The organism is Chrysiogenes arsenatis DSM 11915, from assembly GCF_000469585.1.
Taxonomy (GTDB): domain Bacteria; phylum Chrysiogenota; class Chrysiogenetes; order Chrysiogenales; family Chrysiogenaceae; genus Chrysiogenes; species Chrysiogenes arsenatis.
In genome coordinates, this window is the sequence record NZ_AWNK01000006.1 from 166,993 (window position 1) to 189,688 (window position 22,696).

The window sequence follows — 22,696 nt, forward strand, 5'->3', positions numbered from 1 at the left end:
AAGAGAGCTGCTCGCGGGATTGCAGCGTCTGCACAATGGCTTCGCGGTTCATGGTGTTTTCCCTTACGAGGACGTGCGCGGCAAGACAATACTGAATTCGGCGCCCTGTTCGGTGTTGCGGCATTCGAGTTTTCCGCGCATGCTTTTTTCGACAATCATGCGCGCCATGTACAAACCGGTTCCCGTCCCTTTTTCCCCCTTGGTGGTGTAATACGGGTCAAAGATATGCGGCAGATGGGCACTATCGATACCGCCACCGTTATCTTCAAAGGCAATGCGGATAGATTCATCGTCGTGTGTGATAGACACCTTCAGCCAATATTCCCGCGTGGCGCTGTCGTGTTTTTGTTTTTCTAGCAGCGCGTAGCGCGCGTTGCTCATAAAATTGATGGCGACCTGCTGAAATTCATTTTCATAATTTTCAATAAAAATGGCCTCAGGGTCTTCCACTGTCAGTATAATGTTATCAATTTTCAGATCGCTAAAGAGCATTCTCGCAATCGCTTGCACGGACTCGGCGGGGGAAAAGCGCTGCCATATTTTAGTCGGACTGAAAAACCGACGAAAGTCGTCAATGGTACGCGATAAAAATTCAGTCACACTTTGCCCTCGCGAGCATGCGTACACAATTTCCTCTACGTCGGGCGGAGTGGAGTTAGCCGCATCGAGTGCCAACGCCATCATCGAATGGAGCCCAGTTAAGGGTTGACGCCATTGATGCGCGATCGAGTTCACCATATCGCCGAGGGCGGCCATTTTACTTTGCTGAATCAACAGGTGATCTTTATCGCGCAAGGATTTCACTTGGGCTTGCACTTCGTTTTTGAGCGAGGCATTCAGCGCGGCCATTCGTTCTTGCAGGGCAATTTGTTCGGTAATATCCGTGAGTGTGCCAATAATAAACGGCTCAATATTCGCTTTGCCTTCCTGACAGATGGCCATACCCAGCACCCAGCGTGGAGTGCCTGAGGTTTGAATAATCCGAAAAACGTGATGGAACGGCTCGTTGGAGTCCAGCATACCCTGCCATTGCGCACGCGTGGCAGGAGCATCATCAGGATGGATTTGCTCCATCCAATCGGACTGCAAGAGCTGCGAGAGGGATTTTTCGACGATTTCCACCATTTTGCGGTTGGCATATTCGAGCTTGCCCGCAATATTTGTCAGGAAAATGCCGATGGGCGATATTTTGGCGAGAATTTTAAATTTAGTGAGGCTCTCTTCGAGTTCCCGCGCGGTGAGCTGGACTTTTTCTTCTATCGTGCGGTGGTATTCTTCGAGCTCGCGGTGAATAGCGTATTCACGCAAAATACTGCGGACAATATGCTGCAACTCATGCGAATCCCATGGTTTGGCAATATATTTACGTAGGTTAGCGTGGTTGAGCGCGGCGCCAATTTCGTTAACATCGGCTTGCCCGGTGAGCATCATCGTCAATGTTTCGGGTGACTTTTCGTGAATCAGCACGAGCAGCTCCACCCCCTTCATGCCGGGCATAATCTGGTCGCTGATGACCAAGGGAACTTCGGCTCCTTCAGCGATAAGTTCTTCAAACAACTCTAACGCTTCTTCGCCCGTCTCGGCCATTTCCAAGCGATACCCAGCGGCTAAAAGCGGGCGCAGTTCTTCGCGCAGGCTGTTCAGGACAAGGTGTTCATCGTCAACGCACAAAATCACCTGCTCTTTTTTACCCATGACGAATCCCTTCACGGATGATGGTGATGAGCTCTTCGGCTTTCCACGGTTTTGCGATAAACTTTTGCAACTGCACCTTTTCATGCAGCATTTTAATGGAACTTTCGTCAGCTTGACCCGACAGAATAATTTTTGCCACTTGCGGCATTCGCTGGTGAATTTCCAGCAACAACTCGTCGCCTTTCATGCCCGGCATCAGCCAGTCAGAAATGACGACCAGCATACTGACCGATTCGCTTTGTAAGTCGTCAATAATCTCTAACGCTTCATCGGCGCTGAGCGCGAGTTCAATAATGTACTCTTTGCCAAACTCCTGCCCCAGCTGGTTTTTCAGAGATTCGAGAATAATTCTTTCATCGTCAACACACAGGATGGCACCTTTATACATGAGTCACCTTTTTCTGTACGGGAAGAAAGACGATGAACGTCGTCCCTTCATTTGGGGCACTGGTAAATGTCACCGTCCCTCCATGTTTTTCTACAATCTTACGGACGATATCAAGCCCTAAGCCGCTCCCTTCGCCCGCCGATTTGGTGGTAAAAAACGGCTCAAAAATTTTCGTTGCTATGGTTTCTGGAATGCCGGAACCTGAATCGGCAATTTCAACACGTTGCCCAGCTTCCTGTACCCGCAGTGCGATGCGCAGTCGACCGCGATATTCCATGGCCTGCAGTGCATTATGGATAATATTCGTCCACACTTGGTTCAGCTCATCGTGACAGGCCAGAATTTGCGGCGCTTCGTCATAGTCGCGATGGAGTTCAATATTATGCTTAATTTGGTTCTGATAGAGGGTGAGTACGGTTTCCAGCCCATCCTTCAGGGAGCCGAGGGTCATTTCGCCACCATAATTATGACGGGCATACGATTTGAGGGCAAACACGATTTTGGATGCTTTTTTGACCGCATCCATGATCGTTCCGGCGCTAGCAAAGATAACCGAGAGCGCTCCAGCGGTCTCAAGGATCAGCCGCGCGTTAGGATGGCGCAAGAGCGGCATAAAGGTCTCAAAGCCCTGATAGATACGGAGTCGCAAAAACTGTTCGGCAATTTCGCGACTATTGGCAAACCCCTGTTCGCTCAGTTGCGCTTCCATAGCCTTGCGTTTTTCACGCTGTTCACGGGTGGTCAGGAGAATTTCCCCCTGCGCGGAGCGCTCCAACAGCGCAACAAAGTGTTGCTGTTCTGCTTCATTCAAGGCGGATAATACCTGCGGTAATTCACGGATCGCCTGTGCCAGAGAATCGAGAATGTTCCCTGCCGACGACTGAATGGCGCCCAGTGGTGTATTGATTTCGTGAGCAACGCCTGCCACCAGTTGACCAAGTGCCGCCATTTTTTCTTGCTGCACCACGTACGACTGTGCCGATTTCAACTCTTCAAGGGTATGATTCAATTCGTCATTCGCTTTGGAAAGTTCGGCTTCGGCTTGATGCCGCCGCCGGATCTGCACTTGCAGCGTGCGATTCCACCACACGATAATCAACACAATAACCGTTGCGCCGGCGAGCACCTTCCACAACAATGCGTAGTCGCGTCCGTGCTCATACCGTACTGAAACCCAACGATTAAGAACCTCGTCTTTTTCGTGTTGCGTAACGCTTTCTAACGCTTTTTGCAACGCGCTGCCGAGTGCTGGCTCGTCGTTGCGGGAGGCAAAGGCCAGATCAATTTTAAAATCGGTATGACCCGCGATTTTCACATTGGAAAGCCCCAGCTTGCGAATCGAATAATTGATACTCGCGAGCACATCAATGTAGGCGTAGTAACGACCGCGCGAAACGCCTTCCAGCCCCTCTTCGATATTCTCTACGAGAACTAAGTTAATATCAGGATAGCGCTCGCGGAGCATGTCGACACTAGCAAAGCCACGTATGACGGCAATGTCGCGGTGCAGGATATCGCGTACACTGTGAATAAAGGGTTCTTCTTGGCGGGTCGCAATGACAAAGGGAAAAGTGAGGTGCGGGGTAGTGAAATCAAGAAATGAGCGGCGCTCTTCGGTTGCCGCAATATTTGAAAAAACATCACACTGGCGACTGCGCCCCAGCTCAAGCGAGTGGCTCCAGTTTTTGGAAGGGACGGCCACCGGCGTTAAACCCAATTTCGCCGTCACCATGCGCAACATATCAACCGCTAGACCTTCCGCCTCGCCAGTCGCGTTAAAATATTCAAACGGAGGAAATTCAGGATCAATACAAAGGTTGATTGTGGAGCGCCCGCTCAGATAATGACGCTCCTCAGAAGAGAGGATTGATTCGAGATCAGGCGCAACACTTTTGGCTACCCCTGGGAGACTCACGCACAAAGTGAGTAAGAGAATGGCAATGCCGCGGCGAACCATAAAACGCTCCTTGAATAGCGGTCTATCGCGAGTATTAGTCGCGCCGATCAGGACTCAAAAACTCGATTTTATACCCGTCTGGGTCTTCAATAAAAGCCAAAATACTCGAACCCTGCTTCATCGGTCCCGCTTCGCGGAGAATTTTTCCCCCTTGGGCGCGAACGTCGTCACACGCACGGTACACATCGTCGACCTCAATGGCAAGGTGTCCAAACCCAGTGCCAAGTTCGTAATGCTCGGTATCCCAGTTATGAGTCAACTCCAGCACTGTTGTATTGGATTCGTCACCATATCCCAAAAAGGCCAGTGTAAAGCGCCCTTCGGGGTAATCGGTGCGCCGTAATAACTTCATACCGAGGACGTTTTGATAAAATGCTATTGATTTCTCCAGATTTCCTACGCGTAGCATAGTGTGCAAAAGACGCATGCAAGCTCCTTTTAACGAATTGCCCAGAGTAAGGCGTCGATTTCTTCGAGAAGTTTGGTATTCGGAATAATCCCTGTATGTTCGTAGCGGATGACGCCATTGCGGTCAACGAGAAACAGAAAGGGGACAATTTTGATATTCGAGAAAAACTCCAGCGAACTGGGCGAAAGCTGCGCGAAGCGAAACGGGACGTTATGCGTGTCGACAAAGCGTTCAACTTCGCTTGTTACGGGATCAAGCGCCAGTGCAATCACTTCTATATTCGCCCTTTGCAGCCCTTCAGCTTCGAGCGCCAGTGCCTCGATTTGTTGCTGGCACGGCGGGCACTGGGAAGCGAAAAATACGACGAGATAATTGTCGCCCCGTTTGTCCGAAAGGCGAAAGGTTTCGCCACTGCGGATGTCACGCGCTACCGCATCAAGCATCGGGTCACCAATCAGTGCCACAGCGGGTAGCGCACTCCACAGCAAAAATACAGTAAGGCCAATCAGCCGTTTCATGAGCGCGGCTTCCGCTTTGATTTATCCTGTAAAAGGTAACCGACGCCCCAGATAGTTTGGATTAACGGCTGTTCGCGCGTATCATCACCAAGTTTTCGGCGCAGTTTGCGGATAGCAGTATCTACATTGCGCGGCGAGGTTTCCGGGTTCAGAGCATGACTATCGTGAAGAATTTCGTCGCGCGATAAAACGCGATTACGGTTTTCCAGCAAATACTTCATCAGAATGTATTCGGTGGTCGAAAGAGCAATAGCTTCCCCTTCAATTAACAACTCTTCCTTTTGACGATCCAACGTCAATTTCACCGTGGGAAACGTGAAGGTTTCAAGCAACCCTGAATGCTTATTACTCCGTGCAGGAGCCGGTTTTTTCGAAACGGTCTCCAGCAAGCTTGGAGTGAGTGGCATGCTCGACTTAGGAAAGATTGGCTCTATTTCGCTTGGAACAACCGGTTGACGCTTCGCACGAGTTTTTTTGACGGGTGCTGGAGCCGCAACAGGTTCGGCAACTATCGGTTCCGGAACTTCAATCGGTGGCGTCGGAGTAGCCGCGATTACGGCTACTGCGGATTCGCGCTCCAACTTTGGTTTTGCTTCGCGCGGTGGTCTGGCTTCGCGTTTTGGTTGTGGTGCTTTTGCTGCCGGCTTTTCGCGTGGTGGCTTCGGCACACGTGGTGCTGGTGTGGCAGTCGGTGCCGGAGCGGATTCTACGGCCACAAGCGCTTCAAGCTGTGTTGGGGGGAGCGCGATGGGATCGCGCCGTGGTGACTCATGGCGACGCGGCTGTTGCGACATTGGGCGACGGTCGCGCGCGGCATATGGCTGTTCACTGGCACTGTGCGCCCCGTTTTGCTGCGGAGTTGGTTCTGCATTCCGGTTTACATTGCTTCGTCCGCTGTAGCGCAGGGTACGCAAGGTATTTTTTATCCGTTGTACCAGCGCGGGGAGTTGCAAGGGTAACGCGATGTGTTCATGGTGTTCCGGTAAGGTGTCGGCCACATAGTCTTTCGGGGCGAAGAGAAAAAGAGGTAGTTCAGGAGCGTGTGCGAACAGTGTATCGTAATTCGTTTGCAGGTTTTGCGCAGTGCCACTGGAAGCACACATAATAATCCGGATATCATCGCGCTCAGCAAATATTGCCAGCGCTTCGGCCAGCTTGCCACAGAGAAGCGTTTTGTAACCATACTTGCCAAGATACTTCCCGAGCAAGTCGAGCTGTTTGGCGTTATCATCAAGGATCAAAATTCGTTCGCCACTCATAGTTCACCTTTGTTAGACGGAAACATTAAATTCCCGCAGGGCATCGTTTAGGGATGTTTTTTGATCGGTTGATTCTTTCCGTTTGCCAATGATCAACGCGCACTGCACACCAAACTCGCCAGCGGCAAATTTTTTGGTGGTTGTGCCAGGAATAACGACGCTGCGTGCCGGAATGCGACCACGGGTAATCACAGGCTCTGATCCCGTAACGTCGATGATCTGTGTCGAAGCGGTCAGCGTTACATTCGCGCCTAATACAGCTTCGCGTTCGATATGTACCCCTTCGACAACGATACAGCGCGAACCAAGGAAGGCACCATCTTCGACAATCACCGGAGAAGCACTCGGTGGTTCCAAAACGCCGCCAAGTCCAACGCCGCCAGAGAGGTGCACCCCTTTACCAACCTGCGCACAACTGCCAACCGTCGCCCATGTGTCAACCATCGACCCCGTCGCCACATACCCGCCAATATTGACGTATGAAGGCATGAGAATCGCTCCGGCTTCGATGTGCGCTCCGTAGCGGACGGTAGCAGGAGGTACAACACGTACACCAGCGGCCTGAAAATTGGTTTTGAGGGGGATTTTGTCATAATACTCAAACGGGCCGCATTCGATAACTTCCATCTGTGTTACACCAAAATACAGCAGAATAGCCTCTTTCGCCCAGGCATTGACCTGCCATTCGCCTGCGGTAGCCGTCGGCTCGGCAACACGGAGTTTGCCGCTATCGAGCAGGGCAATCGCTTCGCGCACCGCTTGGGCATACTGAGTCTCTTTGAGGAGTTCGCGGTTGCGAAAGGCTGCCTCAATCATGGTTTGGAGTTGTTGCATACATATCCTTTTTTATTGATAGTTTCGGATGATTAGAGTTTTTCCCACAGTGCAATCGCCTGTTGGCACTTTTCTTTGTCGGGCACAAGTGCAATGCGAATATATTCAGCAGAACCATCGCCAAAGAAGCTGCCTGGACTGACCACAATGCCGTGTCGTAATAAATGCGTGGCATACGATTGCCCATCGTATCCCGCTGGGGCTTTTACCCACAGGAAGAATGTTGCAGGGCCACTGTGACACTCCAGCCCGTGCCGTGCAAAAAAGTCGAGAAAGAGCTGCTTCCGTTCACCGAAAATACCGCGACGCCATGCCACATGCGCATCGTCGCTCCACGCCGCCGTTGCTGCTGCCTGAATAAAGGTTGGCGATGCCACACCCATCGAGGTGCGAATCTTTTTATAGGTTGCAACTAATGTACTGTCGCCTGCCATAAATCCAGAGCGGTATCCTGTCATCCCACTCCGCTTGGAAAGCGAGTAGAACGCCAAAATATTCTCGCGCCCGAATTGCAACATACTGAGCGGCGCGGCATCATCATGGTCATAAATATCGCAGTAACATTCATCGGAACACACGATAAAGCCATACTCACGAGCGAGCTCAGCGACGCGCTGATAGTAGGCGGCCGTCGCGATTGCACCAGTCGGATTGTGCGGGTAATTGATCCAAACAATAGCAGTCTGGCGTAGAATATCGCTTGGAATGGCATCAAGATCGAGCAAGAAATTGTTTTCAGGACGGAGAATAACCGGATAACACTCACCTTCTGCAAAGAGGGTTCCGCGCTCATAAACGGCGTAGCCGGGTGTCGGATAAATAACATATTTGCGAGGTGTATGCGGGTCGAGAAAGGCGAGTGGAAAGTGAAAAACCGATTCTTTTGATCCAGCCGATGGGAGAATTTCTGTCGCCGGATTGCACGATACCTGAAAGCGGCGCTGCAAATACCCAGCACACGCCGTGCGCATGGTGGATTCTCCGGCGACAGTCGGATACTGACTGACGCTCGGGATGGCATCCCGCAGTGCCTGAATGATAAAATCAGAAGTTGGGATAGTCGGGTCGCCGGTGCCAAAGTCATAGAGCGTCACCCCTTGCTGCTGCAATTCAGCTTTCAGGCGGTTGAGTTCATCCATTGGGTAGGGCTGTAAAGCGCTAATTCGAGAATTCACATATTCCTCGCGGAAACTCTTGGGGTTAATGCTGCGCTGTTCGCAGCACGAACGCAAACACACGCCGGAGCGTGTTTGGCAATCGAATAATCTGGAAGAAAGAGAAGTGGAAAACTGGATGGTGCCCAGAGGCGGAATCGAACCACCGACACGAGGATTTTCAGTCCTCTGCTCTACCGACTGAGCTATCTGGGCACAGGGTCCATCGAGCGACGGGGGGGACTATACGGAAATTTCGACGATGGTGTCAAGCCTTTCTTTCACGCTCAGCAGAAAAAGCGCACTTCCCCAAAACACACCCTATGAGCCGCCTGCCAGAAAGCGTACCATCACGGCATAATTTCTTTCCAGCGCGTCAAGTTCAATGTACTCATTCTCCTTGTGCGCCATCTCCGGTATTCCAGGGCCAAAGTTAATCGCATCAATGCCAAGTGCCGCAAAACGCGCCACATCCGTCCACGCCTGCTTGGCCTCGGCGGCGGCTTGCGACAGGGAAATAAGCTCTTGAATGGCGGGATTATCCAGCGCCACATTGCCAGACGGAGAGACGTCGGTAAAGATCACTTCGTCGGCACCATGCTTACGGGCAAAGGCCTCCAGCTCGGCACACGCTTGGTCGGTACTCTTGCCCGGCGCAAAACGGTAGTTAAGGTTGAGCGCAAAACGATCAGGGACAATGTTGCGCGCACCGGAAAATTCCGCCGTCGTTGCACTGAGCACTTCGCGATAGCAGAGTTCCCCAAAACGGTAATCGACCGGATTGCACACCGCCAAAGCCGTTAAGAGTTGGCTGGCACGATGAATCGCATTGACGCCCAGCCACGGACGCGCCGAATGCGCCCGCACGCCATGAAACACAACCAAAGCATGCAGCGTGCCAAGACAACCAATCTGCACACGATTGCTAGTGGGCTCTAAGCAGATAGCGAGCTGCGCGGTTTGGAGTTCGGCTCCGTACTGTTCCATAAATGGCCCAAGACCATTTTCCAGATATGGCCCTTCTTCGCGGTCATAAAAAATGCAACGCAGATTATAATGGGGCGAATGCGTCGAAAAATGTTCCAGCAGCGCGAAAATGACGGCATCGCCACCCTTCATATCCGACGTGCCAAGCCCGTAGAGCTTCCCCGAAAGTTCCTGTCCATGAAATTGGTTGACACTATTCACCGTATCAAGATGCCCCGCGAGAATAATTGTCTCATACGCAGGATTGACGATGAGACTTGCCATAACGGTATGACCAACACGCACCACGTTCGGCGCGCCAACCAATTCGGCACAAAGCGCTTCCGTCATATCTGCAATCTGTTTTTCATGACCAGTAAGGCTGGAAATAGCCAGTAGTTGATTCAAATAGTGGCGGGAGCGTGATGTCATTGGCGGATAACCTCCCAACCAACAGGAATAACCGGATCAAAAAGGGATTCGCCAAGAATCTGATTGGTGAGCACCTGCTGAAATTCGAGCGTCGTCACTTCCTTCGTCGCACTCTCAATCTGCACTTGATGCAGCTTACCATCACGAAGCTCAATGGTAATGTTCATCTTGGGCTCGCGCAATGTTTCAAGTCGCAAACGGGTGTCGGTCTCTTCGATAATGGTATATTGATTCGCAAGTGATGCACGACTCAGTTGCGCAAAATCAAGGCCGTGGCCATCCTCCAGCGTTCCAATCGTTAGTTCCCGTTCCTCATACAAATAAAGCCACAGTTGATTATTGCGAATCAGATATTTTTGCCGTTCTGGCTGACTGTACTCCCATGCTGTCGCCTGCACCGCGCGGGAGACAAAAAGCTCACCCGATCCCGACTGCGTGAGCCCATCGCTGGCAACCGTTGCTTGCGTAAACTCCGCACTGAAGTCATCAAGCGTTTCAAGGTAGTCGATGACGCTTGCCGAACCCAGACAAGCCAGAGAAAAAGCGGTAACCGTCGCCAAGAGCGTTTTACGTATCACGATGAACTCCTTATGAGAGATGATCACTGTATGCTAGCGGATAATTCTACCCCTGTCAGCAGGGAATATTCGCCCATTGTATGCGAAAAAACTCATTCCGAGAGTTGATTTTTTTATCGGTTGCGGTATGATAGCGCCGCTTTTGGCACTCGACAGACTCAAGTGCCAACACTTTACTCCGAGAGGGACGACGCACTATGAGCGCACAAACGATGGAATTTAAAACCGAAGTCAAACAACTTCTCGACCTGATGATCCACTCACTGTACTCGCACAAGGAAATTTTCCTGCGCGAGCTTATTTCCAACGCTTCTGACGCTATCGACAAGGCTCGCTATGAGTCGCTGACCAATCAGGCACTCCTTGAAGGGGGCGGCGACTGGAAAATCGAACTGATTGCCGACAAAGAAGCAGGCACGCTGACCATCCGCGATAACGGCATTGGCTTGACGCGCGACGAGGCGATCACCGCCCTTGGCACGATTGCCCACTCTGGCACCAAAGAGTTCATGAAAGCGCTGCAAAGCAAAGAAGTGAAGGAAAACCCTGAACTGATAGGGCAGTTTGGCGTTGGATTCTACTCTTCCTTTATGGTGGCCGATAAGGTATCGGTACGCAGCCGCAAAGCCGGTGCCGCGAACGATCAAGGAATCGTGTGGGAATCATCGGCTGACGGCTCATACACCATCGACACCATTACCAAAGAAACACGCGGCACCGACGTTATCCTCTACATGAAAGAAGAAGAGAAAAACCTGCTCGATCAGTGGGAACTGCGCCGCATCGTCCGCAAGTATTCCGATTACATCGAACACGCCATCTGTATGGAAATCGATAACTACGACGATAAAGGCGAAAAAGACGGCACCAAAGAAGATATCCTGAACTCGCGTAAAGCCATCTGGCTCAAAGACAAAAGCGAGATCACCGCAGAGGAATACAAAGAGTTCTACAAGCACGTCTCGCACGACTTTACCGACCCCGCCGAAACCATCCACTACCGTGCCGAAGGGACGAACGAGTTTTCTGCACTCCTCTATATCCCTAGCCGCGCGCCGTTTGATCTCTTCTATAAAGAGTACAAAATCGGCCCAACGCTGTACGTCAAGCGCGTCCAAATCATGGAGCACTGCGAAGCACTGATGCCGGTTTACCTCCGCTTTGTCAAAGGAGTCGTTGACTCATCCGACCTACCGCTGAACGTTTCACGCGAAATTCTGCAAAACAACCGCATGATCGAAGTGATCAAGAAAAACATCACCAAGCGGGTGCTTGATGCGCTTTCGCACATGAAGCAAAACGATTTCGACAAATACCTCGCGTTCTACAAAGAGTTCGGCAAAGTGCTCAAAGAAGGAATTCATTACGATGCCACACGCAAAGAAGCCATTGCAGAATTGCTCCTCTTTGAATCAAGCAAAACGGCAGCGGGTGAATTCACCAATCTGAGCGACTACGTGACCAATATGCCGTCCGACCAAAATGAAATTTACTACATCACCGGTGAATCGCGCGGCGAAGTTGCCAGCTCGCCGTACCTCGAAGCGTTCCGCGATAAAGGGTACGAAGTGCTCTTTATGTACGACGAAATCGACGACTACATCATCACCAACCTTGGCGAATTCAAAGGGAAAAAATTCAAGTCCGTTATCAAAGGCGACATTGCCCTTGATAAGGATAAAGAAGAGCAGAAAAAAGAAGCCGAGAAAAAATACAAGCTTCTGATTGATCTGCTGAAAGATCGCCTGAAAGACGACGTCGGCGAAGTTCGCCTTTCTGGCCGCCTGAAAGATTCCGCGTGCTGCCTAGTGGCTGGCGAAACCGACATGGATCCGCAGATGGAAAAACTCCTCAAGTCAATGGGGCAGGAAGTTCCTGATACCAAACGGATTTTGGAACTCAACTCCGAACACCCCGTAGTCGCCAAAATGAACGCCCTTTTTGAAGAAAATAAAGAAAACCCCATCCTCGGCGAATATGCCGAAATGCTGTACGACCAAGCGCTGATTATGGAAGGCTCGAAGCCAAAAGATCCTTCGCGCTTCGCGCAGCGGATTTCTCGCCTGATGGCTGGCGCTTGACACCGGATTAAGAAGCANAGTGCCTTTTTTATTGATCGACCAACCAACCAAAGGAAAACCCTATGATGTTCCAAAACCCCATCGCCATTGACGATCAACGCACCAAAACCACAAAAGTTCGCCAAATAACCGGTTTTAGCCACGCCGCCGATATGCACTGCTGCGCCGTCACCGTTGACGAATACGAGCGCGCAGCCCGTTCCTTACCCATTGTGTTTATTAAAGATAACAACGGCGTGTGGACGTCTATGTGCATGCTCGGCATGAAGCAAGACGTGAACCTGTGTGTCGATGCGGACGGCAATTGGGCACCGAACACCTACGTTCCCGCCTGGATTCGCAGCTACCCCTTTACCTTTATCCGTCAAGACGACAACACCCTTGTTCCGGCACTTGAGCAAGCCGCCTTCAGCCTTGATCCAAACGAAGGGACACCGCTCTATAACGAAGCTGGCGAGCCAACAGAATTCATGAACGCCGCCCTCGGATTTCTGAAGGAATACCACGAAGCGCAAGTGCGGACACGCCGCTTTCTGATGCACATGGAAAAACATGACTTGTTTGAGCAGATTTATGCAGACCTGAAAGTCGGCGAAGAGAGTTTCCGCCTTGCGGGAATCTATCGTCTGGATGAAGCCAAAATAGCGAAACTCCCTGCTGACGTATTGGCAGAACTGATGACGACTGGCATCTACCGCTTAATTGCCACACACCTCATGTCGCTGTCGAACCTCGATACGCTGGCAGCATTGTATAAGCAGCGAAGTAACTATTCAGCTTCATAGCACCAGAGTCTTTTCGAAGCGTTTTTATGTCATTTCGAGCGAGCGTTAGCGAGGAGAAATCTGACCTCCGTGAGTATTGAATATGTGCCATTTCGAGCGAAGCGTTGGCGAGGAGAAATCTGACCTCCGTGAGCATCGAATGTGTGTCATTTCGAGCGAAGCGAGAAATCTCAAAGGCAAGATCTCTCACGTACGTTCGAGATGACGGGTAAAAGTGCTGAACAGTTACGCAGCTGATTGGTTGATCGACGAAATACACATCGCGAAAACAGGCTGGAGACTACTCTCCAGCCTGTTCGTAGTTACATTGCTCCATTACCACGCCCGCTACACGACACGAATTCCGGCACTGCCGATCATCTTAACCTACGAAATTTGTGACCCCTGACACGTGCTCAATCAACCATTACTATGAGTGCAACGAGAACTGTGCTTCGCATGAAGACATCCCCTGACTAGCTACCAAGCTCAGCGGCGGCAATGGAGTGCAGCGGCTTCGTCCAACAAAATCATGGCAGCAAATGATCTGCACCTACTTCCAACCTCGCGACGATTCAATTTACTGATCTAGCAACCCCAGATCCTAAAAGATATTTTCATGCAACATGACGGTCACCGCCGGGCTTGTCCAACAAACGGTTCAGATCGTGGCTCGCTTCGCGATCACGATCTAACCTTATCCGTTAGGCACTTAGCCAACCCCAAGAACCCTTTTGACTACTTGATCTAAATCTTCACCACTTGGTAAATTTGGGCCTGAAATAAAACGATTTGAAAATTCATCTAAATTGAATCTCAATTTTCTAACTTGAACTAAACTTCTCTGACTACCATGAGGTACTGATCCGCCTAATTCATATGTGTAAACCGTTATAGTATCATGACTTAAATCGTCAACCAATGGAATATCACTACCAACAACCTCCTCAAATTTCTGGTAGACAATATCTGGCAATATGAAATAAAGGCCTTTCTTTACCAGCCTTGATCTCGAATACACAACACTTTTTCGAATTATTTGGGGTATTAAACGTTTGTGAACATTGGCCCAGTTGAGGCCATGCTGTGATGATGGGAGCGTATCTCGATCACTGTTCTTTGTGAAATTCTTGTAGGCATGCCACGCATCGCGATAATTCCCTGTAATGTCTATGCTCTGGACCTCTATGCCTACATACCCAACCAGTTTGGCCTCTGAAATATGTGCCAGAACCCAATCCATTGATAAAGATCGACCGACTTGTATCTCTCTTCCAGAATTTTTCCCGAGTGCAACAATACATTCTGAATGCAAAGCCCTTTTTTCAATAAATTGATCATACATTAAGAACGGTAAGTCATCCCCAAAAGCATCTTGACTTACCTTAGCCAGAACGTCGTAAGCATTAACGTACAGTCTGTTTGGACAAATAATAATGTCGCCATACGGCGAAGTCACACTGCACGTTCCATAGGTTATGGTTTGATCGTGATTAATTTTAATGCAGCCTTTATTAGTGAACGGGCATCCGCCCATACTCCAAAGCGCTCGGACACTTTGTGTTAAGTCATCAGGACTGTATCCAAACATCTCAATTAAATCTCTTTTTCTACTCATCACCATCCCCAATCATTTTTAATATAGTTTCACCGATTGATTTTGCCAAAAACGGTGGAACCGCATTGCCTACTTGTTCATATTGTTGTGTGGTACTTCCGTAGAAAATATATGAATCTGGGAACGATTGTATTCTTGCAGCTTCCCTAACAGATATAACCCTATCCTCCACCGGATGGAAGAAGCTTCCCCAATGCGGGTCGCATTTAGTTAACACCGTTGAACATAATCCTTCGGGGTGAAGTCTTCCATATCGCTTAGTGTGATCGCTTCGACGCGCACGCCTTAATCCCGCTGGCAATAAATCAAATGGAATATCTCTCCAGCTACCACCTTGCGGTATATGTTTAAGCCGTTCTAAATTAATACTGCCAAGCTTTGAGCAAATATGGTTTTCAATGCGCCTAGAGCCTATGCGGAGAATTTGTTGATATTCGCTTTTGGGTTCTGTTGGATAATCAAATATACCGTTAGCGTCTCCCGGCTCTATTTCTGGCAAATCGGATATTGCATCCCATACACTTGTGTGGGCTTTTAAGTGCTGCGTAAACAACGGCGGGATATTAATGCAAAGTTCTTTTGCACCAGTGAAATTGGCAACTGCTGTTGCGTTATATGTAGGCTCAGGAAAAATTATCTTTTTTCCACTACCTTTAATTGCAATAAAGGTAGTTCTGAATCTCATTTGCGGCACTCCGTAATGGCCTGCAAATAATATTCTATGGGCTACGCTATAGCCCATCCTGTCAAGCTCTTTATAAATCTGCTCGACAACTGTTCCTTTTCCTAAAGATACAATGCCGGGCACATTTTCAATCAATACAGCTTTGGGTTTGAGAGCCTCTGCGATACGTAAATAATCTTTAAATAGATGATTTCTTTTATCATCAAGACTTCGGATTGGCGCATTTATAGAGAAGCCTTGGCAAGGCGGCCCGCCTGCAAGCAAATCTAGCTCGCCAACTTTCAACCCAAGGCTTTTCTTCAAGCTTCTATCACAGACCTCTCGGACATCATCGACTACAACCTCTGTGTTTGAATGGTTTCGCTTGTAGGTATCTGCATAATTTGGGTCAATTTCATTTGCCAATATTGGTGAAAAGCCAGCCATTTCCAAACCACATGAAAGGCCTCCAGCACCTGCAAATAAATCAACTAAAAGTTTCTTTTTCAAATTTCTCTTTCCTATCTACACACGTAGGATGGTTTTTATTGTGCCTATTGCCTTGGGTAAGCCGCCGGGACGAAGCGCAGCGTAGNTTCACCCACTGGTTAAGTTTTGTCTGCGGCTGCCACAAACAGATCATAATACTTCTCAGCCTCTTCCTCTGGTCCCAACGCAACATCTATAAGCATTTGGAGACTCCAGACTGGCCCCGGAATCACCTGATCCAGATCTAAATCGTCTGGATAGGATTCCGGGTCTATTGCCATTTCAAAATGCTCGAACCACCACATTTCGATCTTTCGTAACAGCGCCACCATTTCGTCGAATGCTTCCGCAACGTTGAAATCTACCCCACTGGAAGCGAAAGAAAGCATTTCGTGTGTCAGCGTGTTGCGGCACTTTTTAACGTGTTCAAACTTCCCCATGTCCTCATCATTGATGGCGTCCATTTCCTGCAGCCACCTCAATGACGCGTAGACGGGACTTCTATTCAGGGAAAGAACCTTTTCTTTGTATTCTGGGCTAACAATCGAGCCATTCTGATCAAACCCGTTCGTAAAGAAACCTTCGATTTTTTCTACAATGCTGCTCTTCAGCATTTCGAAAGCCATCGAGAATATTGAAGCCGTGATGATGTTGGTTTTGAGGGTTTCTGGGTGAAGAGTCCGTTCCCAGGATGCCCGTATTTTTTCATCCATGACCGATCCCGATGTAAACTTAACAGTACAATAAATAGAATTTTTTCCACATATCACACCCCTATATCTGGAAAATTTTCCATGTTTCGTGATAGTAAAGCCATAAACACGGAAAACTGTATCCCGTATTTTTCCGTGTTACAACGAAAAATATAAAAAAGTTTTATTTTCTATCTATTGCGATATCAGGGGACAAACATGGAAAAAGTCATACATTTCATCCTGATCCAAGCTTGAAACTCATAGATCAGGTTCGTGCGGTGTTGCAAGGCCACCACTCCTAGCGCTACTCTCCAGCCTGTGCTTCCGTAAATTGCTCCATACTTACACCCGCTTCCTGAAAATACCCTTCGCTTAACTCATCGGGATAGGCTTCCAGGTATTTCACCGCCCGTATTCCCGCGCCAATAATCATTTTGGCGCAGATGGAACACGGCTGATGCGTACAGTACAGCGTGGCGCCGTTAATGGAACTGCCAAACTTTGCAGCTTGTAAGATAGCGTTTTGCTCGGCATGTAGCCCACGGCACACTTCGTGATGTGTTCCACTGGCAATGCCCCGTTCGTCACGCAAGCAGGAGCCAATTTCATGACTGGAGCGCACTCCAGAAGGTGCGCCGTTGTAACCGGTCGAAATGATCCGCTTTTCCACCACAACTACCGCCNGGCGTGCAACTTCGCGGGTGATATTGAAAAAATATTGATCCCAATCGGGGCGTGCGTGTGGCATTGGCTTAGTCCTCGAAACGTTTGACGAGATCAGGATAGAGTGGAAACTGACGTGTCAGGAGTTGCACGGCATGGCGCACTTCGGCATAAATATTTTCGTTTCCAACGTTATCAAGTACGCGCGCGATCAGCTTGGCAACCTGAATCGCTTCTTTTTCTTTAAAGCCACGGCTGGTAATCGCTGGAGTTCCAACGCGAATACCGCTGGTTACAAATGGGCTACGCTTATCGAACGGCACTCCATTTTTATTGACGGTAATGTCCGCAAATCCAAGCGCTGCTTCGGCGTCTTTTCCGGTGATTTCGCGATCCGAAAGATCAATCAACATCAAGTGATTATCGGTGCCACCGCTGACGAGCTTGAAGCCGCAGCCGACAAGTTCTTTTGCCATCGTATTGGCATTATCTTTGATCTGCTGCTGATAGACGCGGAATTCATCGCTCAGGGCTTCTTTGAACGCCACGGCTTTGGCAGCGATGACGTGCATCAATGGGCCGCCTTGCATGCCGGGGAATACGCGCGAGTTGATTTTCTTTGCCAGTTCTTCGTCGTTCGTCATCACCATTCCGCCACGCGGTCCACGCAGGGTTTTGTGGGTTGTTGTTGTAATGATGTGAGCGTAGCCCACGGGCGATGGATGGAGTCCAGTGGCAACCATGCCAGCAATGTGCGCGATATCGGCAATCAGGGTTGCGCCGACTTCATCGGCAATAGCGCGGAATTTTGGGAAATCAAGTGTCCGTGGATAGGCGGAAGCGCCACAAACGATGATGCGCGGTTTGTGTTCTTTGGCAAGGCGATGCACTTCGTCATAGTCAATCAGGTTGGTGTCGGGGGTCACGCCATACGCCACGATGTTATAGAGTTTACCAGAAAAATTCACAGGGCTACCGTGGGTAAGGTGACCACCATGCGCCAGATTCATCCCCAGAATGGTGTCGCCTGCTTCGGCCACGGCCATGTAGGCGGCCATATTGGCTTGCGATCCGGAATGAGGCTGGACGTTCACGTACTCGACACCAAAGAGCTTTTTTGCCCGCTCGATAGCAAGGTTTTCCGCTTTATCAACCGAAAGACAACCGCCGTAATAGCGCTTGCCGGGATACCCTTCGGCGTATTTGTTGGTAAGTGTTGAACCAGTCGCTTCCATCACGGCTTGCGAGACAAAGTTCTCGCTGGCAATCAACTCAATGCCATGTTCCTGACGGAGGGTTTCTTCTTGCAAGATGTCAAAAATTTCACGGTCGCTGCTCTTGAGAAATTTCATACCATTCACCTCGATATATTTTAGATAAAGGAAAAAACGTGTGCTATGCGAATCCATTTTGGCGCAGTGTTTCGAGCGAAAGCCCGACTTTAGCGCGGGAACCAGTACCGTTTGGTTGCACCAGTCGCTCAACATATTTGGCAATCACGTCACATTCGACGTTTACCGTATCGCCAACCGTGCGAAGTGGCAAGGTTGTTAGCGTCTGCGAGTGCGGAATCAGCGAAATAGAAAATTCTCCGTTGGCGTCATCAAGATCAAAAATGGTCAGGCTGATGCCGTCAATTGCTGCTGATCCGCGTTCAATGCAGTACCGGATAGCGGCTGGATCCTGCAAGCGAAAGCGGAACATGCGTGCCGAACCGTCAGGGACAATGCGCACAATCTTCGCGGTGGTGTCGATATGCCCCGAAACGATGTGTCCATCAAACCGCCCATCCGCTCGCATTGCTCGCTCAAGATTGACTTTATCGCCCGCCCGAAGCGAACCAAGATTCGTGACGCGCAGGGTTTCGTTGGCAATATCTGCCTGAAAGCCTGCGGGTTGAAACGTGATTGCGGTCAGGCACACGCCGTTCACAGCAATACTATCGCCGACCGCCAGCGAGTCTGTAATGCGTTGGCAAGAGAGGTGAATGCGCGCCCCTCCGCCGTGATGTTGCAATAAGGCAACGGTGCCAACTTCCTGTATGATTCCGGTAAACATTTTCGCTCCATTCGTGTCAGGAAAGGCGCAAAATTAAACGATCGTTGGCCGAAAGGCAAGTGAAAGGAGAAAAACCGTTTTTTTATATTGTAGCAAAAAAACTCTTTTCACTTGTTGACGTTTCTTGGTAGTATTTACTTGTTGGTAGGGAAGAAAGAGTTCTTTAATTACAAAAAGATGGCGTAAAATGCTGGTGTGTCCTTTGTGCCGAATGGGTCGAAGGAGTTACGAAATGAGTTTTTTCGTAGAAATCTCGCCAAGTTTTACGAATTACAGCCATTTTTTTGACAAATAACAGTTGGTGGTCGGTTACAAAAGCGCCGACCACACGGTTGAAAGATCACGGGATCTATTCCAGAGGAGGGCTTTATGCTGATGCACACCTTGGAACAAATTCGTATCAACCTGCTCAAGCGCCATGCAACTATGGAATTGAGCCAACGTCCTGAACTGATGAAAGACCTGTACGACTATGAGACGAAGCGCCAGGAACGGCTTCGCGATTGTACGGTTCCGCCGCGTCGCTTGACTGGCCGCGGTTTTGTGTGGGGAGCAGAAAGCTAACCACTCCACTTTGCTACACACTACAACAATAGACTGGTTCGTTTAGCCGCGTTCGCGAGGCTAATACTGTTGGGTTTTGTTTTGACTCAACCGTATGTGCATCCGGAAAATGCACCCGTGTAGTTTTGTGCATATTCCACGCGCTACTGTAGATTGGCGAAAGCACGTATTTTCTCTTCCCCCTTTGCATTTTTTTGACGTATAACCTCACTCTATAGTCTATCCTCGGGAGGGTTCATGGGTCAGAAATATGTATTGGATACAAACGTTATACTTCTTAATCCCCACGCAATTTACACCTTCGGCGATGCCGATGTCGTTATTCCAATTGCTGTTATCGAAGAGCTTGACCGCTTTAAGAAGGATATGGATCAAATCGGCCGCCATGCGCGCGAATTCAGCCGCATCCTTGATGACATGCGGCGCCAGGGGAGCCTGCACGATGGCGTCAACATTGATCAAGAGGGAAACCTCGGCAAACTCTACGTGCTCCTCCCATCTGAAGAAAGCATCAAACAGCTTCCCGTAGCCCTGCGTGGCGATCTTGCCGATAACTACATTCTTGCCACGGCGATGGAACTCGACCGCAAAGGTGATGATGTCGTATTCATCACACAAGATACCAACCTACGCATTAAAGCCGATGCCTGCGGCATCCCTTCCATGGAGTGTGAAACTGGCAAGGTTGATATAGATGAGCTTTACAGCGGCGCTGCCGAAGTTTTCACGAACGAAACCGTTATCAATACCTTCTATCGCGAGGGAAAAATTGGTATCGATGCACTCGATCTGGAAAACGACCCTTATGACAATCAATTTTTCATGCTGCAAAACAGCGCGAATCCAGCCAATACCGCACTTGGACGCTACTCACAAGCCTTTCGTGAAGTACGCAAGATATTCAGTGAGTATGGCGATGAGGGGATTTGGGGACTGCAACCGCGTAACCGCGAGCAGCGCTACGCCTTTGACCTTTTACTTGATGACTCTATCAAGCTGGTGACTCTTGTCGGCATTGCGGGCACAGGAAAAACCCTTCTTGCTATTGCGGCTGGCCTCCTAAAGGTCGCTGACGAAAGCAAATACAAAAAACTTCTTGTATCGCGCCCTGTGTTTCCTATGGGCAAAGACCTCGGTTACCTTCCAGGGAGCCTGAAAGAAAAACTCCATCCATGGATGGCACCTATTTACGACAACGTAGATTTCCTGATCGGCTCTCCTGAATCTTCAATAAGTCGTCGTGGTTATGAAGAACTTTTAGAGCAGAATGTCATGGAAATTGAGGCACTTACCTACATTCGCGGCAGAAGTCTCCCCTTCCAGTACTTGATTGTTGACGAGGCGCAAAACCTTACTCCGCACGAAATCAAAACGATCATTACGCGTGCCGGACAAGGGACAAAAGTTGTATTTACCGGCGACCCATATCAAATCGATAACCCGTATGTCGACTCTAGCTCAAATGGATTAAGCTATATTGTTGAACGCTTTAAAGGGCAAGCAATCGCTGGCCACGTTACCCTGCGTAAAGGAGAGAGGAGCGAGTTAGCAGAGCTAGCCGCCAATATCCTGTAGTCGGCACTCGCCGAAACTCACTTGGTATTTGGCACGCTCTAAACTCGGCCTATGCGTTTTTTTGTTTTTACTGTTATTTCGGTTTGCATACATCTTCTGTTGGCATTGGCCGTGTTAGCGCCAACGCCAACAGAATCGCCTGTGCGCGCCGACCAACCAATAGACGTCGATTATCAGGTGGTGACGGCTCCCCCAAAGCCACTCCCGCCCAAACCTCAACCGCCAGAACCAGCGCCTGATGTCATCCCTGAACTGCTGCCAGACACGCTGATCGATCACTCTTTGCCGAGCAAAGGAAAACCCACAGGGGCTCCGCCTGCACCACCCAAAGCGGCCGCGCCCCCCGCGACGCGCGCGCGCATCGGCATGGAACAACTTTTAGCGCCAGAACGCACAAAACCGAGCCAACCACAACCAAAGTTCGACCCATATCGACTGGAAGAAAGTGACCTGCAAGCACTCGCCGACATACTTAACAAAGAATCGACCCCGGAGATACTCGGAGCCGAAACCAGCGAAGTGATTCACTTCGACGCTATTTCACAAAAAGCGCGTCATGTTTCGTTTCTCTGGCAGATGAAACGGAAAATAGAAAACGTCTGGGTGTATCCACGGGAGTCCATTGAACGCGAGGAACAGGGAGCAGTATTGATACGCTTTCACGTCAATCAGGACGGATCACTCGACGGAGTCGAATTGATACAGAACCCAAGCCAGTCAATTTTTCTGGCCAATGCCGCGGTGAAAGCCGTGCGCGATGCCGCCCCCTACTTACCACTGCCAGAACCATTGGAAAGGCTCACCATCAATGGCGTGTTCGTGTACCACTTTGGACGGTATTATATTTATTATCGGTAAGGGGCGACCTGTTTCACTTGAAATATCAGATGGGCTCACATAGAGTATCAATGTTACGTATTCAAGATATGAAGCGAAGGGAGATTTAGCATGGCAAAACATTTAGGTATCTACAAATGCGAAATTTGCGGCAATGTGGTCGAAGTTGTTCACGCCTCAGGCGGCAAACTGGTTTGCTGCGGCGAGCCGATGGTACATTTATTTGAAAACACGACGGATGCGGCGAAAGAAAAGCACGTGCCCGTACTGGAAGTTGTGGATGGAGGCGTACGCGTTTCGGTTGGTAGCGTCATTCACCCGATGGACGAAAAGCATTATATTGAGTGGATTGAACTCATTGTCGACAATAAAGCGTACCGTGAGTTCCTGAAGCCCGGCGACACTCCCGTAGTTTTCTTCCCCGTGACTGGCAGCACCATGACGGCGCGCGAACACTGCAACCTTCATGGCGTCTGGGCCGCTACAAACTAATCACAC

General features: G+C 49.7%; 22 protein-coding genes and 1 tRNA gene. 6 read left to right on the forward strand and 17 right to left on the reverse strand.

Annotation, left to right across the window (positions count from 1 at the left end; translation table 11 throughout):
- Positions 1-63: 63 nt before the first annotated feature.
- The 11 genes from P304_RS0104780 to P304_RS0104830 form a co-directional block, all read right to left on the reverse strand.
- Positions 64-1,695, reverse strand: a complete 1,632-nt coding sequence (locus tag P304_RS0104780) for a response regulator (RefSeq protein ID WP_027389604.1) — start codon at positions 1,693-1,695, stop codon at positions 64-66.
- On the reverse strand, positions 1,688-2,083 hold the full coding sequence (locus tag P304_RS0104785; protein WP_027389605.1) for a response regulator: 396 nt from the start codon (positions 2,081-2,083) through the stop codon (positions 1,688-1,690). Before P304_RS0104785 ends, P304_RS0104780 begins: the two co-directional genes overlap by 8 nt.
- Complete coding sequence (locus tag P304_RS16020; protein ID WP_051321419.1) at positions 2,076-4,040, reverse strand: ATP-binding protein; 1,965 nt, start codon at positions 4,038-4,040, stop codon at positions 2,076-2,078. Before P304_RS16020 ends, P304_RS0104785 begins: the two co-directional genes overlap by 8 nt.
- A 34-nt stretch (positions 4,041-4,074) precedes the next feature.
- On the reverse strand, positions 4,075-4,467 hold the full coding sequence (gene gloA, locus P304_RS0104795; protein WP_027389606.1) for a lactoylglutathione lyase: 393 nt from the start codon (positions 4,465-4,467) through the stop codon (positions 4,075-4,077).
- Between the two features lie 11 nt (positions 4,468-4,478).
- A complete protein-coding gene (locus P304_RS0104800) occupies positions 4,479-4,967 on the reverse strand; it encodes a peroxiredoxin family protein (RefSeq protein WP_027389607.1) in 489 nt (162 codons plus the stop codon).
- Positions 4,964-6,226 carry a DNA-binding response regulator gene (locus P304_RS16025; RefSeq protein ID WP_027389608.1) on the reverse strand — a complete coding sequence of 421 codons (1,263 nt, stop codon included), beginning with the start codon at positions 6,224-6,226 and terminating at the stop codon, positions 4,964-4,966. The genes P304_RS0104800 and P304_RS16025 overlap by 4 nt, the downstream gene beginning before the upstream one ends.
- A gap of 12 nt (positions 6,227-6,238) precedes the next feature.
- Entirely contained in the window at positions 6,239-7,060 is an 822-nt protein-coding gene (locus P304_RS0104810) for a 2,3,4,5-tetrahydropyridine-2,6-dicarboxylate N-succinyltransferase (RefSeq protein ID WP_027389609.1), read from the reverse strand.
- A 32-nt stretch (positions 7,061-7,092) separates the two neighbouring features.
- Entirely contained in the window at positions 7,093-8,235 is a 1,143-nt protein-coding gene (dapC, locus tag P304_RS0104815) for a succinyldiaminopimelate transaminase (RefSeq protein ID WP_027389610.1), read from the reverse strand.
- Positions 8,236-8,354: 119 nt separating this feature from the next.
- Positions 8,355-8,430: transfer RNA gene (locus tag P304_RS0104820), tRNA-Phe, on the reverse strand.
- Positions 8,431-8,535: 105 nt separating this feature from the next.
- Entirely contained in the window at positions 8,536-9,612 is a 1,077-nt protein-coding gene (dapE, locus tag P304_RS0104825) for a succinyl-diaminopimelate desuccinylase (protein ID WP_027389611.1), read from the reverse strand.
- The gene (locus P304_RS0104830; RefSeq protein ID WP_027389612.1) at positions 9,609-10,190 is read right to left on the reverse strand and encodes a LolA family protein; all 582 of its coding nucleotides are present in this window, start codon (positions 10,188-10,190) and stop codon (positions 9,609-9,611) included. Before P304_RS0104830 ends, dapE begins: the two co-directional genes overlap by 4 nt.
- A gap of 197 nt (positions 10,191-10,387) precedes the next feature.
- Here P304_RS0104830 and htpG point away from each other — a divergent pair, with 197 nt between their 5' ends.
- Both htpG and P304_RS0104840 read left to right on the forward strand, forming a co-directional pair.
- A complete protein-coding gene (htpG, locus tag P304_RS0104835) occupies positions 10,388-12,271 on the forward strand; it encodes a molecular chaperone HtpG (RefSeq protein WP_027389613.1) in 1,884 nt (627 codons plus the stop codon).
- A gap of 62 nt (positions 12,272-12,333) precedes the next feature.
- A complete protein-coding gene (locus tag P304_RS0104840; protein WP_027389614.1) occupies positions 12,334-13,056 on the forward strand; it encodes a SapC family protein in 723 nt (240 codons plus the stop codon).
- A 691-nt stretch (positions 13,057-13,747) separates the two neighbouring features.
- On the opposite strand, the gene P304_RS0104845 is transcribed toward P304_RS0104840, so the two are convergent.
- The 6 genes from P304_RS0104845 to ribE form a co-directional block, all read right to left on the reverse strand.
- Positions 13,748-14,653, reverse strand: coding sequence for a NotI family restriction endonuclease (locus tag P304_RS0104845; RefSeq protein ID WP_034764177.1), 906 nt, complete (start codon positions 14,651-14,653; stop codon positions 13,748-13,750).
- Positions 14,646-15,827 (reverse strand): DNA cytosine methyltransferase, encoded by a 1,182-nt coding sequence (locus P304_RS0104850; RefSeq protein WP_152514491.1) that lies wholly within the window; start codon positions 15,825-15,827, stop codon positions 14,646-14,648. Before P304_RS0104850 ends, P304_RS0104845 begins: the two co-directional genes overlap by 8 nt.
- A 98-nt stretch (positions 15,828-15,925) precedes the next feature.
- Positions 15,926-16,519 carry a hypothetical protein gene (locus P304_RS14130; RefSeq protein ID WP_051321420.1) on the reverse strand — a complete coding sequence of 198 codons (594 nt, stop codon included), beginning with the start codon at positions 16,517-16,519 and terminating at the stop codon, positions 15,926-15,928.
- A gap of 286 nt (positions 16,520-16,805) precedes the next feature.
- Positions 16,806-17,249, reverse strand: a complete 444-nt coding sequence (locus P304_RS0104860; protein WP_027389617.1) for a deoxycytidylate deaminase — start codon at positions 17,247-17,249, stop codon at positions 16,806-16,808.
- Positions 17,250-17,253: 4 nt separating this feature from the next.
- Positions 17,254-18,516 (reverse strand): serine hydroxymethyltransferase, encoded by a 1,263-nt coding sequence (glyA, locus tag P304_RS0104865; RefSeq protein WP_027389618.1) that lies wholly within the window; start codon positions 18,514-18,516, stop codon positions 17,254-17,256.
- A 43-nt stretch (positions 18,517-18,559) separates the two neighbouring features.
- Positions 18,560-19,222, reverse strand: a complete 663-nt coding sequence (ribE, locus tag P304_RS0104870; RefSeq protein ID WP_027389619.1) for a riboflavin synthase — start codon at positions 19,220-19,222, stop codon at positions 18,560-18,562.
- Between the two features lie 369 nt (positions 19,223-19,591).
- Here ribE and P304_RS0104875 point away from each other — a divergent pair, with 369 nt between their 5' ends.
- From P304_RS0104875 to P304_RS0104890, 4 genes are all read left to right on the forward strand, one after another.
- Entirely contained in the window at positions 19,592-19,786 is a 195-nt protein-coding gene (locus P304_RS0104875; protein ID WP_027389620.1) for a hypothetical protein, read from the forward strand.
- A 237-nt stretch (positions 19,787-20,023) separates the two neighbouring features.
- Positions 20,024-21,361 (forward strand): PhoH family protein, encoded by a 1,338-nt coding sequence (locus tag P304_RS0104880; protein ID WP_027389621.1) that lies wholly within the window; start codon positions 20,024-20,026, stop codon positions 21,359-21,361.
- 51 nt (positions 21,362-21,412) lie between these two features.
- On the forward strand, positions 21,413-22,219 hold the full coding sequence (locus tag P304_RS0104885; protein ID WP_027389622.1) for an energy transducer TonB: 807 nt from the start codon (positions 21,413-21,415) through the stop codon (positions 22,217-22,219).
- Positions 22,220-22,309: 90 nt separating this feature from the next.
- Positions 22,310-22,690: a desulfoferrodoxin gene (locus P304_RS0104890; RefSeq protein ID WP_027389623.1), complete on the forward strand. Its 381-nt coding sequence runs from the start codon at positions 22,310-22,312 to the stop codon at positions 22,688-22,690.
- Positions 22,691-22,696 lie beyond the last annotated feature (6 nt).

What these genes read in the sequence shown, in the direction of transcription:
- P304_RS16025 (WP_027389608.1), bottom strand. Translation starts at nt 6,226, where the DNA reads ATGAGTGGCGAACGAATTTTGATCCTTGATGATAACGCCAAACAGCTC.
- P304_RS0104800 (WP_027389607.1), bottom strand. Translation starts at nt 4,967, where the DNA reads ATGAAACGGCTGATTGGCCTTACTGTATTTTTGCTGTGGAGTGCGCTA.
- P304_RS14130 (WP_051321420.1), bottom strand. Translation starts at nt 16,519, where the DNA reads ATGGATGAAAAAATACGGGCATCCTGGGAACGGACTCTTCACCCAGAA.
- dapE (WP_027389611.1), bottom strand. Translation starts at nt 9,612, where the DNA reads ATGACATCACGCTCCCGCCACTATTTGAATCAACTACTGGCTATTTCC.
- htpG (WP_027389613.1), top strand. Translation starts at nt 10,388, where the DNA reads ATGAGCGCACAAACGATGGAATTTAAAACCGAAGTCAAACAACTTCTC.
- glyA (WP_027389618.1), bottom strand. Translation starts at nt 18,516, where the DNA reads ATGAAATTTCTCAAGAGCAGCGACCGTGAAATTTTTGACATCTTGCAA.
- P304_RS0104875 (WP_027389620.1), top strand. Translation starts at nt 19,592, where the DNA reads ATGCTGATGCACACCTTGGAACAAATTCGTATCAACCTGCTCAAGCGC.
- P304_RS0104780 (WP_027389604.1), bottom strand. Translation starts at nt 1,695, where the DNA reads ATGGGTAAAAAAGAGCAGGTGATTTTGTGCGTTGACGATGAACACCTT.
- P304_RS0104885 (WP_027389622.1), top strand. Translation starts at nt 21,413, where the DNA reads ATGCGTTTTTTTGTTTTTACTGTTATTTCGGTTTGCATACATCTTCTG.
- P304_RS0104845 (WP_034764177.1), bottom strand. Translation starts at nt 14,653, where the DNA reads ATGAGTAGAAAAAGAGATTTAATTGAGATGTTTGGATACAGTCCTGAT.
- gloA (WP_027389606.1), bottom strand. Translation starts at nt 4,467, where the DNA reads ATGCGTCTTTTGCACACTATGCTACGCGTAGGAAATCTGGAGAAATCA.
- P304_RS16020 (WP_051321419.1), bottom strand. Translation starts at nt 4,040, where the DNA reads ATGGTTCGCCGCGGCATTGCCATTCTCTTACTCACTTTGTGCGTGAGT.
- P304_RS0104810 (WP_027389609.1), bottom strand. Translation starts at nt 7,060, where the DNA reads ATGCAACAACTCCAAACCATGATTGAGGCAGCCTTTCGCAACCGCGAA.
- ribE (WP_027389619.1), bottom strand. Translation starts at nt 19,222, where the DNA reads ATGTTTACCGGAATCATACAGGAAGTTGGCACCGTTGCCTTATTGCAA.
- P304_RS0104890 (WP_027389623.1), top strand. Translation starts at nt 22,310, where the DNA reads ATGGCAAAACATTTAGGTATCTACAAATGCGAAATTTGCGGCAATGTG.
- P304_RS0104880 (WP_027389621.1), top strand. Translation starts at nt 20,024, where the DNA reads ATGGGTCAGAAATATGTATTGGATACAAACGTTATACTTCTTAATCCC.
- P304_RS0104840 (WP_027389614.1), top strand. Translation starts at nt 12,334, where the DNA reads ATGATGTTCCAAAACCCCATCGCCATTGACGATCAACGCACCAAAACC.
- P304_RS0104785 (WP_027389605.1), bottom strand. Translation starts at nt 2,083, where the DNA reads ATGTATAAAGGTGCCATCCTGTGTGTTGACGATGAAAGAATTATTCTC.